We start from the raw sequence: 12,963 nt of genomic DNA, 5'->3' as shown, positions 1-12,963 counted from the left end.
TCCAGTCAGGAGAGACCGGTGTCAGACGTCCGTGTGATCATCCAGCGCGATTCCGAGCGGGACGAGCGTGTGGTGACGACGGGGACTACGGCCGCCGACCTCTTCCCCGGTGAGCGCACCGTCATCGCCGCCCGCGTGGACGGCGAGCTGAGGGACCTCGCGTACGTGCTGGGCGAGGGCGAGACCGTCGAGCCCGTCGAGATCTCCTCCGAGGACGGCCTCAACATCCTGCGGCACTCGACCGCGCACGTCATGGCGCAGGCCGTGCAGGAGATCTTCCCCGAGGCCAAGCTCGGCATCGGCCCGCCGGTCAAGGACGGCTTCTACTACGACTTCGACGTCGAGAAGCCGTTCACGCCCGAGGACCTCAAGGCCGTCGAGAAGAAGATGCAGGAGATCCAGAAGCGCGGCCAGCGCTTCTCGCGCCGCGTGGTGAGCGAGGAGGACGCCCGCGCCGAGCTGGCCGACGAGCCGTACAAGCTGGAGCTGATCGGCCTCAAGGGCGGCTCGACCAGCGAGGACGGCTCCGCCGTCGAGGTCGGCGGCAACGAGCTGACGATCTACGACAACCTCGACGCGAAGACCGGCGAGCTGTGCTGGAAGGACCTCTGCCGGGGCCCGCACCTGCCCTCGACGCGACTCATCCCCGCCTTCAAGCTCATGCGCAACGCCGCCGCCTACTGGCGCGGCAGCGAGAAGAACCCGATGCTCCAGCGCATCTACGGGACCGCCTGGCCCTCCAAGGACGAGCTGAAGGCGCACCTCGACTTCCTCGCCGAGGCCGAGAAGCGCGACCACCGCAAGCTCGGCAACGAGCTGGATCTCTTCTCCTTCCCCGAGGAGGTCGGCCCCGGGCTCGCCGTCTTCCACCCCAAGGGCGGCATCATCCGCCGGGCGATGGAGGACTACTCGCGCCGTCGGCACGAGGAGGAGGGCTACGAGTTCGTCTACAGCCCGCACACCACCAAGGGCGCCCTCTTCCAGAAGAGCGGTCACCTCGACTGGTACGCGGACGGCATGTACCCGCCCATGCAGCTCGACGAGGGCGTGGACTACTACCTCAAGCCCATGAACTGCCCGATGCACAACCTGATCTTCGACGCGCGCGGGCGCTCCTACCGTGAGCTGCCGCTGCGCCTCTTCGAGTTCGGGACCGTGTACCGGTACGAGAAGTCCGGCGTGGTGCACGGGCTGACCCGCTCGCGCGGCTTCACGCAGGACGACGCGCACATCTACTGCACCAAGGAGCAGATGGCGGAGGAGCTGGACAAGACCCTCACCTTCGTCCTCAACCTGCTCCGCGACTACGGGCTCGACGACTTCTACCTGGAGCTGTCCACCAAGGACGAGGAGAAGTTCGTCGGCTCCGACGAGGTCTGGGAGGAAGCGACGGCGACCCTCCAGCAGGTCGCCGAGAAGCAGGGCCTGCCGCTCGTGCCCGACCCGGGCGGGGCCGCCTTCTACGGGCCGAAGATCTCCGTGCAGGCGCGCGACGCGATCGGCCGCACCTGGCAGATGTCGACCGTCCAGCTCGACTTCAACCTGCCCGAGCGCTTCGACCTCTCCTACACGGCCGCCGACGGCTCGCGGCAGCGGCCCGTCATGATCCACCGGGCGCTCTTCGGCTCCATCGAGCGCTTCTTCGCCGTGCTCCTCGAGCACTACGCGGGCGCCATGCCGCCGTGGCTCGCCCCGGTGCAGGCGGTCGGCATCCCGGTCGGTGACGCGCACGTCCCGTACCTCAAGGAGTTCGCCGCCGAGGCGCGCAAGAAGGGACTGCGCGTCGACGTCGACGCCTCCTCGGACCGGATGCAGAAGAAGATCCGCAACCACCAGAAGCAGAAGACGCCGTTCATGGTCATCGTCGGCGACGACGACATGAACGCGGGTACCGTCTCCTTCCGCCACCGCGACGGCTCGCAGGAGAACGGCATCCCGAAGGACGAGGCCATCGCCAAGCTCCTCGACGTCGTCGAGCGGCGCGTGCAGGTCTGAGCGGTCCCGAAGTGACGGCCGGTCCCCGCGGGGGACCGGCCGTTCCCTGTTCTCAGCCGTCCCGCTCCTCGTTCTCAGCTGTCCCGCTCCTCGTCCGGTCCGCTGTCGAAGACCCGCAGGAGGTACGTCGAGAAAGCGCCCGTGACGGCGCCGAGCAGCGCGACCCCGCAGGCCATGAGGGCCACCGCCACGACGCGCCCCCACACCGTGACGGGCACCGCGTCCCCGTAGCCGACCGTCGCGAGCGTCGCGCACGTCCACCACACCGCGGTGCCGAAGCCGCGGATCGAGGCGCCGGGTGCGCTCCGCTCCAGCCAGTACACGGTGAGCGCCGCGGTGAAGCCCGTCATGACCACGGCGATCCCGGTGTACGTGATGACGCGGGCGGGCACCGAGAGCGCCGGGCGGCGCCGCTTGCGCCGTACCGCCTCGTAGATCGGCACGAACTGGAGCGGGCGCAGCAGCGGGAGCACCGCGACCAGGAGCGCGAGCGGGTGGTGGCGCGGGAAGCCGCGCCCGAGGCGGGAACGGCGCCAGCGCACCGCGAGATCGAGGAGGGCCACCGCCCAGGCGAGGGCCATCGCGCCGTGGCAGACGTCCTGGGCCCACGCGGGCAGGTCCTCGACGAGTACGCGCACCGCGTACGCCGCGAGGAAAAGGAGGGCGGCGAGGCTGAGGGGCGCCTCACGGTGCGGGACGGGGGTGACAGGCGGCACCGGCACAGCTTCGCGCGGGGGCAGGGGTGCACCGGAGGGACGACACGCCCCGCGAGGGTGACGCAATATGCTGCCTCGTATGACGAGTGAGCCGGAGCAGCAGATCGGAGTGGGGACGCCCGACGCGTTCCAGCGGCTGTGGACCCCGCACCGGATGGCGTACATCCAGGGCGAGGGGAAACCGAGCGGCCCGGCGGCGGGCGACGGCTGCCCCTTCTGCGAGATCCCCGGCAAGTCGGACGAGGACGGGCTGGTCGTCGCGCGCGGCGAGCACGTCTACACGGTCCTCAACCTCTACCCGTACAACGGCGGGCACGTCATGGCGGTCCCGTACCGGCACGTCGCCGACTACACGGCGCTGACGCCGCAGGAGACGGACGAGCTGGCCGCGCACACGAAGCGGGCGATGGAGACCCTGCGGCTCGCCTCGGGGGCGCACGGCTTCAACATCGGGATGAACCAGGGCACCGTCGCGGGCGCGGGCATCGCGGCCCACCTGCACCAGCACATCGTGCCGCGCTGGGGCGGGGACACGAACTTCATGCCCGTCGTGGGGCAGACGAAGGTACTGCCGCAACTCCTCGGCGAGACCCGGCGGATGCTCGCCGAGGCGTGGCCGGGGAAGAACAGGCCGTAGCAACCCCCGCGGACGGGCCGGGCGGTACGCATGCGGGGCTCCCCGTAGCCGTACCGCCCGGCGTCCGTACCGCCCGGCGTCCGTACCGCCCGGCCCGTCGCCGTACCCGCCGGGTGCCGCTCCTCAGGCGTCGTACACGTCCGCCTTGCGCGGTGCCGCCTCCTGGACGCCGCCGCTCAGGACGCCGGAGCGGGCGCCGAACTTGGTCGTGTCCACCCCGTGCTCGTCGAGCACCCGCAGCGCCGCCTGGTGCACGACGCGCAGCACCGGGGTCGCGGTGCGCAGCGCGTCGTCCGCCATGAAGCGGTGCCGCCAGGGCTGCGCGGCCCAGGCGTGCCGCAGGCCGAAGGGCTCGGGCAGCGAGAGCTTGCCGCCCAGGAAGTCGAGCACCGGCGGGTACCACGTGAGCGGGGCGCGGGCCGCGAGCCGGACGACCTCGCTCGCGTCGACGAGCGGGAGCATGTGGTCCTTCGTCTCCCAGAACCGCACCGGCTTCGGCTTGGTGATCTTCTTCGGCGAGGGCTTGCCCATGAAGAGCGAGTGGACGGGGCCGAGCGCGTGCCCGGTGACCTCGATGCGCAGCGTCTCGTGGAGCACCGTCACCGTCGTCATCATCGTGATGACGAGCTGGCCGTCCCAGAGCGTGAACTGCGTGCCGAGGTAGTGCCGGTCCCCGGCGTCGAACTGCTGCTCGTTGCAGATCCGCTGGACCTCGTGGTCGCGGATCTGGAAGTCGTCGACGTGGGTGCCCTCGGGGCGCGAGACGGAGTCCGCGTTCTCGCCGATCGGCGTGACGATCCAGTGCCGTACGTCCGGCTCGGGGAAGCCCCCGGTGTGCAGCGGGCCGCGCGCGAGGAGCTTGAGCTGGTCGTGGATCGCGCGGACCACGTCGTAGCTGCGGAAGGGGTGGATCTCGGCGCCGGGCTCACGCGGCACCAGCTCCTCGGCGAGCTGCCAGCTGCCCCAGCGGGTGCCGAGACCGAGGATGCCCTTGGGGCCCGCGTAGAAGACCGAGTTGGAGCGCTGCTCGGCGGAGAGCTTGGCGAGCGACTGGCGCAGCACCTCGGCGGCCTTCTGGTTCGGGTCGCGCGGCACCGCCTCGGGGATCTTCGCCCCGATGCCGCCGCCCGAGAGCAGCCCCTCCCAGCGCTCCCGCAGGTCCCGCGCGGTCGTCTCGCAGGCCCGCTTGGCGAACCACCAGCCGGCCGGGGGCGCGACGACGCAGGCCCGCAGGTACCAGGCCCAGAAGCCGCCGAAGGGCAGCTTGAGGAGGAAGAGCACCCCGAGCACGCCGAGCGCGATGAGCAGCGGGGTCACGAGGAGCCCCGCGCGCTTGTTCGCCGACTCGGCGACGCTGCGGCGCAGCGCGAAGACACCCAGGTAGAGGAGGAGGCCGGGCAGGAACAGCACGCCGAACAGGAGCATGATCACGGTGAGCCGGGTGTCCCTGGCCCGCCGGATGCTGTTCGCCGCGAGGCAGTGCTCGACGACGACCTGCGGCTCCATCCCGAAGGACTGGATGAGCGGTTTGCGGCCGCCGCCGAGCAGCCGGGTCTGCACCGCGTGCGCGAAGGCCTCGCCGAGGTCGGGCCGCAGCAGCTTGATCTTCGGCGGCGAGACGCTGCATTGGTGCCACTCGGTGTTGGCCGCGAGTATCCCGTCCACCGGGCCGTCGCGGTACGCGGCGGAGGCGAGCGCACCGGTCGGGGCGGTCTGTCCCGCACCGCCCGCGAGCGGCACCTGCGCCCCCGGACTGAAGTCGAAGCTGCTCATCCTGCCCCCATCACGCCGGCGCGGCGCCGGACCGTCTCGTCGGGCCTTCCCGACTCCCGCCGCCCGCACACCTGTTGATCAGTTCATCAGCGTATCCGGCCGTACGGGGGACGTCACCGATTCCACGGAGCGGGAGGCGGCGCCGGGGGGCGCACGGGGGCTTCGGCGGTCGCGCCGGTAGGACCGTCGGTTCTTCGTACGGTGGAGGGAGTCCAACGGGCGGCGGCCGGGTCCGCGCCCACGGCACGGGGCGGGCGTGACTACGATGGGGCAGCCGGTGGCCGTGGTGGTCGCAGGGCACCCGAACCCTCTGGAAAGGCCATGCTGAACAAGTACGCGCGTGCGTTCTTCACGCGTGTCCTCACGCCGTTCGCCGCGTTCCTGCTCCGGCGGGGGGTGAGCCCGGACACCGTGACCCTCATCGGTACGGCGGGCGTCGTCGCGGGGGCCCTCGTGTTCTTCCCGCGCGGTGAGTTCTTCTGGGGCACCATCGTCATCACGCTGTTCGTCTTCTCGGACCTCGTGGACGGCAACATGGCCCGTCAGGCGAAGATCTCCAGCCGCTGGGGCGCGTTCCTCGACTCGACGCTCGACCGCGTCGCCGACGCCGCGATCTTCGGCGGCTTCGCGCTCTGGTACGCGGGCAAGGGCGACAACGACATGCTCGCCGCCGTCGCCATCTTCTGCCTCGCGAGCGGCCAGGTCGTCTCGTACACGAAGGCGCGCGGCGAGGCGATCGGGCTCCCGGTCGCCGTCAACGGGCTCGTCGAACGCGCGGAGCGCCTCGTCATCACCCTCGTACTCGCCGGTCTCGCGGGCTTCCGCGTCACCTTCGGCGTCCCGCACATCGACATCCTGCTGCCGATCGCGCTGTGGGTCGTCGCCGCGGGCTCCCTCGTCACCATCGTCCAGCGGGTCGTCACCGTGCGCCGCGAATCGGCCGAGGCCGACGCCGCCGCCCAGCACCTCCAGGAGAGTGAGGCCACCTCGTGAGCCGACTGCCGGGCGGACTCGCCCGCCGCCTGCCGGACAAGGACGACGTCGCCGACCGGCTCTACGGCCTCGGCTGGGCGACGGTACGCACGCTCCCCGAGCCCGCGGCCGTCGCGCTCGGCCGCTCGATCGCCGACCAGACCTGGAAGAAGCGCGGCAAGGGCGTGCGCCAGCTGGAGGCGAACCTGCGCCGGGTCGTGCCCGAAGCGAGCCCCGAGCGGCTCTCGCAGCTCTCGCGCGCCGGGATGCGCTCGTACCTGCGGTACTGGATGGAGTCCTTCCGGCTGCCCGCCTGGAGCGAGCGACGGGTACGGCTCGGCTTCGCGCCCGACGGCCTCGACCACCTCGACCGCCCCCTCGCCGAGGGGCGCGGCGTGATACTGGCTCTCCCGCACCTCGCCAACTGGGACCTCGCGGGCGCCTGGGTCACCACCGAGCTGGGCATACCGTTCACCACGGTCGCCGAGCGGCTCAAGCCCGAGTCGCTCTACGACCGCTTCGTCGCCTACCGCGAGGGGCTCGGCATGGAGGTCCTGCCGCACACGGGCGGCGCGGCCTTCGGGACCCTCGCGCGGCGCCTGCGCTCCGGCGGCATGGTGTGCCTCGTCGCCGACCGCGACCTGTCCGCCTCCGGAGTGCCCGTCGACTTCCTCGGGGAGCCGACCCGGATGCCCGCGGGGCCCGCGATGCTCGCGCAGCACACCGGGGCCGCGCTCCTGCCCGTGACCCTCTGGTACGACGAGTCGCCCGTCATGCGCGGGCGCGTCCACCCCGAGATCACGCCGCCCGCGGCCGGCTCGCGGGCCGAGAAGACGGCTCTCATGACGCAGGCGCTCGCCGACGTCTTCGCGAGCGGCGTCGCCGCGCATCCGCAGGACTGGCACATGCTCCAGAAGTTCTGGCTCGCCGACCTCGACCCGGCCAAGGACCCGGGGCGCGGCGGGACGGAGTCCGAGGCGGGTACGCCCGAGGAGCCCCGTACGCCGGAAGCTCCCCGTACCTCCGACGGGGGCCCGCCCGCCGAGGTGGGCCCGTGAGGATCGGCATCGTCTGCCCGTACTCCTGGGACGTGCCCGGCGGCGTCCAGTTCCACATCAGGGACCTCGCCGAGCACCTCATCAGGCTCGGCCACGAGGTCTCCGTGCTCGCGCCCGCCGACGACGAGACGCCGTTGCCGCCGTACGTCGTCTCGGCGGGCCGGGCCGTCCCCGTGCCGTACAACGGCTCGGTCGCGCGGCTCAACTTCGGCATCCTCTCGGCCGCCCGGGTCCGCCGCTGGATCCAGAACGGCCACTTCGACGTCATCCACATCCACGAGCCCTCCTCGCCCTCGCTCGGGCTGCTCACCTGCTGGGCCGCGCGGGGACCGATGGTCGCCACCTTCCACACGTCGAACCCGCGCTCGCGCGCGATGACGGCCGCGTACGGAATCCTCCAGGCGGCCCTGGAGAAGATCAGCGCGCGCATCGCCGTGAGCGAGTACGCGCGCCGCACGCTCGTGGAGCATCTCGGGGGCGACGCGGTCGTCATCCCCAACGGCGTCGACGTCTCCTTCTTCGCGGACGCCGAGCCGAAGCCCGAGTGGCAGGGCGGCACGATCGGCTTCATAGGGCGCATCGACGAGCCCCGCAAGGGCCTGCCCGTGCTCATGCGCGCGCTGCCCCGCATCCTCGCGGCGCGCCCGGGCACACGGCTGCTCGTCGCCGGGCGCGGGGACGCGGAGGAGGCGCTGGAACCGCTGCCCCGCGCGTACCGCGACCGCGTCGAGTTCCTCGGCATGGTGAGCGACGAGGACAAGGCGCGCTTCCTGAGCAGCGTCGACCTGTACGTGGCGCCCAACACCGGCGGCGAGAGCTTCGGGATCATCCTCGTCGAAGCCATGTCGGCGGGCGCGCCCGTCCTCGCGAGCGACATCGACGCCTTCGCCCAGGTACTCGACCAGGGCGCGGCGGGCGAGCTGTTCGCGAACGAGGACGCCGAGGCGCTCGCCGAGGCCGCGATCCGCCTGCTCGGGGACCCGGAGCGGCGCGCGGAGCTGCGCGAGGCGGCGACCGCGCACGTGCGGCGCTTCGACTGGTCGACGGTCGGCGCGGACATCCTCGCGGTCTACGAGACGGTCACGGACGGCGCGGCCTCGGTCGCCGCCGAGGAACAGCGGGGACTGCGCAGGCGGTTCGGGCTGGCACGGGAGTAGGGGAGCGGCGGGGCACGGGGCCGGGGCGCCGCTTCGGGAACGCGACCGCCCCGTACTCCCGCTTCGGGAACGCGACCCGGCCCCGTACCCCCGCCCCTTAGGCTGGTGCGGTGATCACAAGTTTCGTGTGGGCCGGTATCGCGCTGCTGCTCATCGCCGTCTACCTGAGCTGGACCGCGGGGCGGCTCGACCGCCTGCACGCGCGCATCGACGCGACGCGGGCCGGGCTCGACGCGCAGTTGCTGCGGCGCGTATCGGTCGCCCAGGAACTCGCCACCTCCGGGCTGCTCGACCCCGCCGCTTCGCTCGTCCTCTACGAGGCCGCCTTCGCCGCGCGGCAGGCCGAGGAGGAGCAACGGGAGGTCGCCGAGAGCGAGTTGAGCCAGGCCCTGCGGGCCGTGCTCGGGGACGCCGAGGACATCGCAGCGGTGCGCGAGGCGCCGGGGGGCGAGGCGGCGCTCGACGAACTCGCCGAGGCGGTACGGCGGGTGCCGATGGCGCGGCGCTTCCACAACGACGCGGTACGGGCCGCGCGGGCGCTGCGGCGGCACCGGACCGTGCGGTGGTTCCGGCTCGCGGGGCACGCGCCGTTCCCGATGGCCTTCGAGATGGACGACGAGCCACCGGGGCCGCTCGCGGAGCGGGTGGCGGCGTAGCACAGCAGCCGGCCCGCCAGGCCCCGCCCCGGGCCCGCCCCGGGCCCGCCCCGGGCCCGCCCAGGCGCCCGGTTCGCCGAGGCGTCCGGCCTGCCCAGGCGCCACACGGTTCGGCCCGGCACCCGCTTCGCGCGAGCGCGCGGGGGCCACGACCTCACGATTGGCCCTTGTCCGCCGACGGCCGCACGGAGTTTGCTTCTGGTGTCTCCCACCAGCGGTTTTCCTGTGAGGTTCGTCGTGCCTGAAACTACTGAGACCAGCCCTGTGACCGGTACCGCGCGCGTCAAGCGCGGGATGGCGGAGCAGCTCAAGGGCGGCGTCATCATGGACGTCGTGACGCCCGAGCAGGCCAAGATCGCCGAGGACGCGGGGGCCGTCGCCGTCATGGCCCTGGAGCGCGTCCCCGCCGATATCCGCAAGGACGGCGGCGTGGCCCGGATGTCCGACCCGGACATGATCGAGGGCATCATCGAGGCCGTCTCCATCCCCGTCATGGCCAAGTCCCGCATCGGCCACTTCGTCGAGGCCCAGGTGCTCCAGGCACTCGGCGTCGACTACATCGACGAGTCCGAGGTCCTCACCCCGGCCGACGAGGTCAACCACAGCGACAAGTTCGCCTTCACGACGCCCTTCGTGTGCGGCGCCACCAACCTCGGCGAGGCCCTGCGCCGCATCGCCGAGGGCGCCGCGATGATCCGCTCCAAGGGCGAGGCCGGGACCGGCAACGTCGTCGAGGCCGTGCGCCACCTGCGCCAGATCAAGGGCGAGATCGCGAAGCTGCGCGGGTGCGACCACAACGAGCTGTACGCGGCGGCGAAGGAACTGCGCGCCCCCTACGAGCTGGTCAAGGAGGTCGCGGAACTCGGCAAGCTGCCCGTCGTGCTGTTCTCGGCGGGCGGCGTCGCGACCCCCGCGGACGCCGCGCTCATGCGCCAGCTCGGCGCCGAGGGCGTCTTCGTGGGCTCCGGCATCTTCAAGTCGGGCGACCCCGCCAAGCGCGCGGCGGCGATCGTCCGCGCCACGACGTTCTACGACGACCCCAAGGTCATCGCGGACGCCTCGCGCAACCTCGGTGAGGCGATGGTCGGCATCAACTGCGACACGCTCCCCGAGACCGAGCGGTACGCCAACCGTGGCTGGTGAGCCGGCGGCCGGTGGCGCGTCGGCCGGTGCGCCGCTGATCGGGGTGCTCGCGCTCCAGGGCGACGTACGCGAGCACACCGCCGCGCTCACCGCGGCGGGCGCGCGCCCCGTCCCCGTACGCACCCCGCGGGAACTCGCCGCCGTCGACGGACTCGTGCTGCCCGGCGGGGAGTCCACGACGATCTCCAAGCTCGCGCGCCTCTTCGGGCTCCTGGAGCCGCTGCGCGCCGCCGTCGCAGGCGGACTGCCGGTCTACGGGACCTGCGCGGGCATGATCCTGCTCGCCGACAAGATCCTCGACCCGCGCGCGGGCCAGGAGACGATCGGCGGCATCGACATGATCGTGCGCCGCAACGCCTTCGGCAGGCAGAACGAGTCCTTCGAGGCGCCCGTACCGGTCACCGGCGTGGCGGGGCCGCCCGTCGAAGGAGTGTTCATCCGCGCGCCGTGGGCCGAGTCGACGGGCGCGGGGGTCGAGGTGCTCGCCACGTACGAGGGAAGGCCCGTCGCCGTGCGCCAGGGCACCGCCCTCGCCACCGCCTTCCACCCCGAGCTGACCGGCGACCACCGGGTGCACGGGCTCTTCACCGCGATGGTGCGGGCGAGGAGCGGTGGCGCGTCCCGGTAGGATCTCTCGGGTTCGTAGGTGAATGGGTAACGCGAAGGAGACAGGCAGATGTCCGGCCACTCTAAATGGGCGACGACGAAGCACAAGAAGGCCGTGATCGACGCCAAGCGCGGCAAGCTCTTCGCGAAGCTCATCAAGAACATCGAGGTCGCGGCGCGCATGGGCGGCGCGGACCTGGAGGGCAACCCGACGCTCTTCGACGCCGTGCAGAAGGCGAAGAAGCAGTCGGTCCCCAACAAGAACATCGACTCCGCCATGAAGCGCGGCGCCGGTCTCGAAGCCGGTGGCGCCGACTACGAGACGATCATGTACGAGGGCTACGGCCCCAACGGTGTCGCCGTCCTCATCGAGTGCCTCACCGACAACCGCAACCGCGCGGCCTCCGACGTGCGCGTCGCGATGACCCGCAACGGCGGCTCGATGGCCGACCCCGGCTCCGTCTCGTACCTCTTCAACCGCAAGGGCGTCGTCGTCGTCCCCAAGGGTGAACTGAGCGAGGACGACGTGCTCGGCGCGGTCCTGGACGCGGGCGCCGAGGAGGTCAACGACCTCGGCGACAGCTTCGAGGTGCTGAGCGAGGCCACCGACCTGGTCGCGGTGCGCACCGCGCTCCAGGAGGCCGGTATCGACTACGACTCCGCCGACGCCAACTTCGTCCCGACCATGCAGGTCGAGCTGGACGAGGAGGGCGCGCGCAAGATCTTCAAGCTCATCGACGCGCTGGAGGACAGCGACGACGTGCAGAACGTCTTCGCCAACTTCGACGTCTCCGACGAGGTCATGGAGAAGGTCGACGCCTGAGCGGTGCACGAGGTGCGCGCGGCGCGGGCCGGGGGCGACACGCCCCGGGCCCGCGCCGCGTCGTTGCGGGCCGCCGCTGTCGGTGACGGCTAGTAGGGTGCACCGCACGTGACACGGGCCGTTCGGACTGGTGAGCGAGGGGGTGGCGCGGTGCGCGTGCTCGGGGTGGACCCGGGGCTGACCCGTTGCGGGGTCGGCGTGGTCGACGGGGTGCCGGGGCGGGCGCTGACGATGGTCGGCGTCGGGGTCGTGCGCACCTCCGCCGACGCGGAGCCGGCGCAGCGGCTGCTCGCGGTCGAGGCCGGGATCGAGGAGTGGCTCGACACGCACCGGCCGGAGTACGTGGCGATCGAGCGTGTCTTCAGCCAGCACAACGTGCGCACCGTGATGGGCACCGCGCAGGCCAGCGCCGTCGCGATGCTGTGCGCCGCGCGGCGCGGGCTGCCCGTCGCGCTGCACACGCCGAGCGAGGTGAAGGCCGCCGTCACGGGCAGCGGCCGCGCGGACAAGGCGCAGGTCGGCGCGATGGTCACGCGCCTCCTGCGGCTCGCCGAGCCGCCGAAGCCGGCCGACGCCGCCGACGCCCTCGCGCTCGCCATCTGCCACATCTGGCGGGCGCCCACGAAGAACAGGCTCCAGGAGGCGCACGAACGGGCCCGCTCCGCCGCCCGCGCCACGCGCCCCGTACCCCCCGTACCCCCCGTACGAAAGGCCGTGCGATGAACAGCCCACGTCCCAGCGACGCGCAGCACCCGGCGCGGTACGAGGTGGCCAGGTGATCGCCTTCGTCAGCGGGCCCGTCGCCGCACTCGGCCCCACGAGCGCCGTCGTCGAGGTCGGCGGGATCGGCATGGCCGTGCAGTGCACCCCGCACACGCTCGCGACCCTGCGGATCGGTGAGCAGGCCCGTATCGCCACCTCGCTCGTCGTGCGTGAGGACTCCCTCACGCTCTACGGCTTCGCCGACGACGACGAGCGGCAGACCTTCGAGCTGCTCCAGACCGCGAGCGGCGTGGGCCCCCGGCTCGCCCAGGCCATGCTCGCCACGCTCTCGCCCGACGCCCTGCGCCTCGCCGTGTCGACCGCCGATGAGAAGGCCCTCACCGCCGTGCCCGGCATCGGCAAGAAGGGCGCGCAGAAACTCATCCTCGAACTCAAGGACCGCCTCGGGCAGCCGCTCGGCACCGGCGCGCTCGGCGCCCAGCGCCGGGCCGCCGCGGGGCCGCCCCCGTGGACCGAGCAACTGCACACCGCCCTCGTCGGCCTGGGGTACCAGCCGCGCGAGGCCGAGGAGGCCGTCGAGGCGGTCACCCCGCAGGCCGAGGCGCAGCAGGGCGTCCCCGAGATCGGCCCGCTGCTGCGCGCGGCACTCCAGACCCTCAACCGCACCAAGTGACGTACGGCACACCCGTACCGGCGAGAGAAAC

13 protein-coding genes are annotated in these 12,963 nt (G+C 72.3%); 11 read left to right on the top strand and 2 right to left on the bottom strand.

Annotation, left to right across the window (positions count from 1 at the left end):
- Nucleotides 1–18: 18 nt before the first annotated feature.
- A complete protein-coding gene (thrS, locus tag ACQYWQ_RS03585; protein ID WP_431032412.1) occupies nt 19–1,995 on the top strand; it encodes a threonine--tRNA ligase in 1,977 nt (658 codons plus the stop codon).
- A gap of 74 nt (nt 1,996–2,069) precedes the next feature.
- Here thrS and ACQYWQ_RS03580 read toward each other — a convergent pair whose 3' ends face one another.
- Nucleotides 2,070–2,711, bottom strand: a complete 642-nt coding sequence (locus ACQYWQ_RS03580) for a potassium channel family protein (protein ID WP_431032410.1) — start codon at nt 2,709–2,711, stop codon at nt 2,070–2,072.
- 67 nt (nt 2,712–2,778) lie between these two features.
- Here ACQYWQ_RS03580 and ACQYWQ_RS03575 point away from each other — a divergent pair, with 67 nt between their 5' ends.
- Nucleotides 2,779–3,348: an HIT family protein gene (locus ACQYWQ_RS03575; RefSeq protein WP_431032409.1), complete on the top strand. Its 570-nt coding sequence runs from the start codon at nt 2,779–2,781 to the stop codon at nt 3,346–3,348.
- A gap of 123 nt (nt 3,349–3,471) precedes the next feature.
- On the opposite strand, the gene ACQYWQ_RS03570 is transcribed toward ACQYWQ_RS03575, so the two are convergent.
- Nucleotides 3,472–5,121 carry a hypothetical protein gene (locus tag ACQYWQ_RS03570; protein ID WP_431032408.1) on the bottom strand — a complete coding sequence of 550 codons (1,650 nt, stop codon included), beginning with the start codon at nt 5,119–5,121 and terminating at the stop codon, nt 3,472–3,474.
- 321 nt (nt 5,122–5,442) lie between these two features.
- Here ACQYWQ_RS03570 and pgsA point away from each other — a divergent pair, with 321 nt between their 5' ends.
- From pgsA to ruvA, 9 genes are all read left to right on the top strand, one after another.
- On the top strand, nt 5,443–6,114 hold the full coding sequence (pgsA, locus tag ACQYWQ_RS03565; protein ID WP_030997242.1) for a phosphatidylinositol phosphate synthase: 672 nt from the start codon (nt 5,443–5,445) through the stop codon (nt 6,112–6,114).
- Nucleotides 6,111–7,151, top strand: a complete 1,041-nt coding sequence (locus ACQYWQ_RS03560) for a phosphatidylinositol mannoside acyltransferase (RefSeq protein WP_431032407.1) — start codon at nt 6,111–6,113, stop codon at nt 7,149–7,151. Before pgsA ends, ACQYWQ_RS03560 begins: the two co-directional genes overlap by 4 nt.
- Nucleotides 7,148–8,308 carry a glycosyltransferase family 4 protein gene (locus ACQYWQ_RS03555; RefSeq protein ID WP_431032406.1) on the top strand — a complete coding sequence of 387 codons (1,161 nt, stop codon included), beginning with the start codon at nt 7,148–7,150 and terminating at the stop codon, nt 8,306–8,308. The genes ACQYWQ_RS03560 and ACQYWQ_RS03555 overlap by 4 nt, the downstream gene beginning before the upstream one ends.
- A gap of 110 nt (nt 8,309–8,418) precedes the next feature.
- A complete protein-coding gene (locus ACQYWQ_RS03550) occupies nt 8,419–8,964 on the top strand; it encodes a hypothetical protein (protein WP_431032405.1) in 546 nt (181 codons plus the stop codon).
- A gap of 237 nt (nt 8,965–9,201) precedes the next feature.
- Nucleotides 9,202–10,107, top strand: coding sequence for a pyridoxal 5'-phosphate synthase lyase subunit PdxS (pdxS, locus tag ACQYWQ_RS03545; protein ID WP_431032404.1), 906 nt, complete (start codon nt 9,202–9,204; stop codon nt 10,105–10,107).
- A complete protein-coding gene (pdxT, locus tag ACQYWQ_RS03540) occupies nt 10,097–10,735 on the top strand; it encodes a pyridoxal 5'-phosphate synthase glutaminase subunit PdxT (RefSeq protein WP_431032403.1) in 639 nt (212 codons plus the stop codon). The genes pdxS and pdxT overlap by 11 nt, the downstream gene beginning before the upstream one ends.
- A gap of 48 nt (nt 10,736–10,783) precedes the next feature.
- A complete protein-coding gene (locus ACQYWQ_RS03535) occupies nt 10,784–11,536 on the top strand; it encodes a YebC/PmpR family DNA-binding transcriptional regulator (protein ID WP_431032402.1) in 753 nt (250 codons plus the stop codon).
- 150 nt (nt 11,537–11,686) lie between these two features.
- Nucleotides 11,687–12,259 carry a crossover junction endodeoxyribonuclease RuvC gene (ruvC, locus tag ACQYWQ_RS03530; RefSeq protein ID WP_431032401.1) on the top strand — a complete coding sequence of 191 codons (573 nt, stop codon included), beginning with the start codon at nt 11,687–11,689 and terminating at the stop codon, nt 12,257–12,259.
- Nucleotides 12,260–12,311: 52 nt separating this feature from the next.
- A complete protein-coding gene (gene ruvA / locus ACQYWQ_RS03525; protein ID WP_431032400.1) occupies nt 12,312–12,932 on the top strand; it encodes a Holliday junction branch migration protein RuvA in 621 nt (206 codons plus the stop codon).
- The last annotated feature ends 31 nt before the right edge of the window (nt 12,933–12,963 follow it).

This window comes from Streptomyces sp. P6-2-1, assembly GCF_050613165.1.
GTDB lineage: Bacteria > Actinomycetota > Actinomycetes > Streptomycetales > Streptomycetaceae > Streptomyces.
This window is presented reverse-complemented; position numbering and strand designations above follow the sequence as displayed.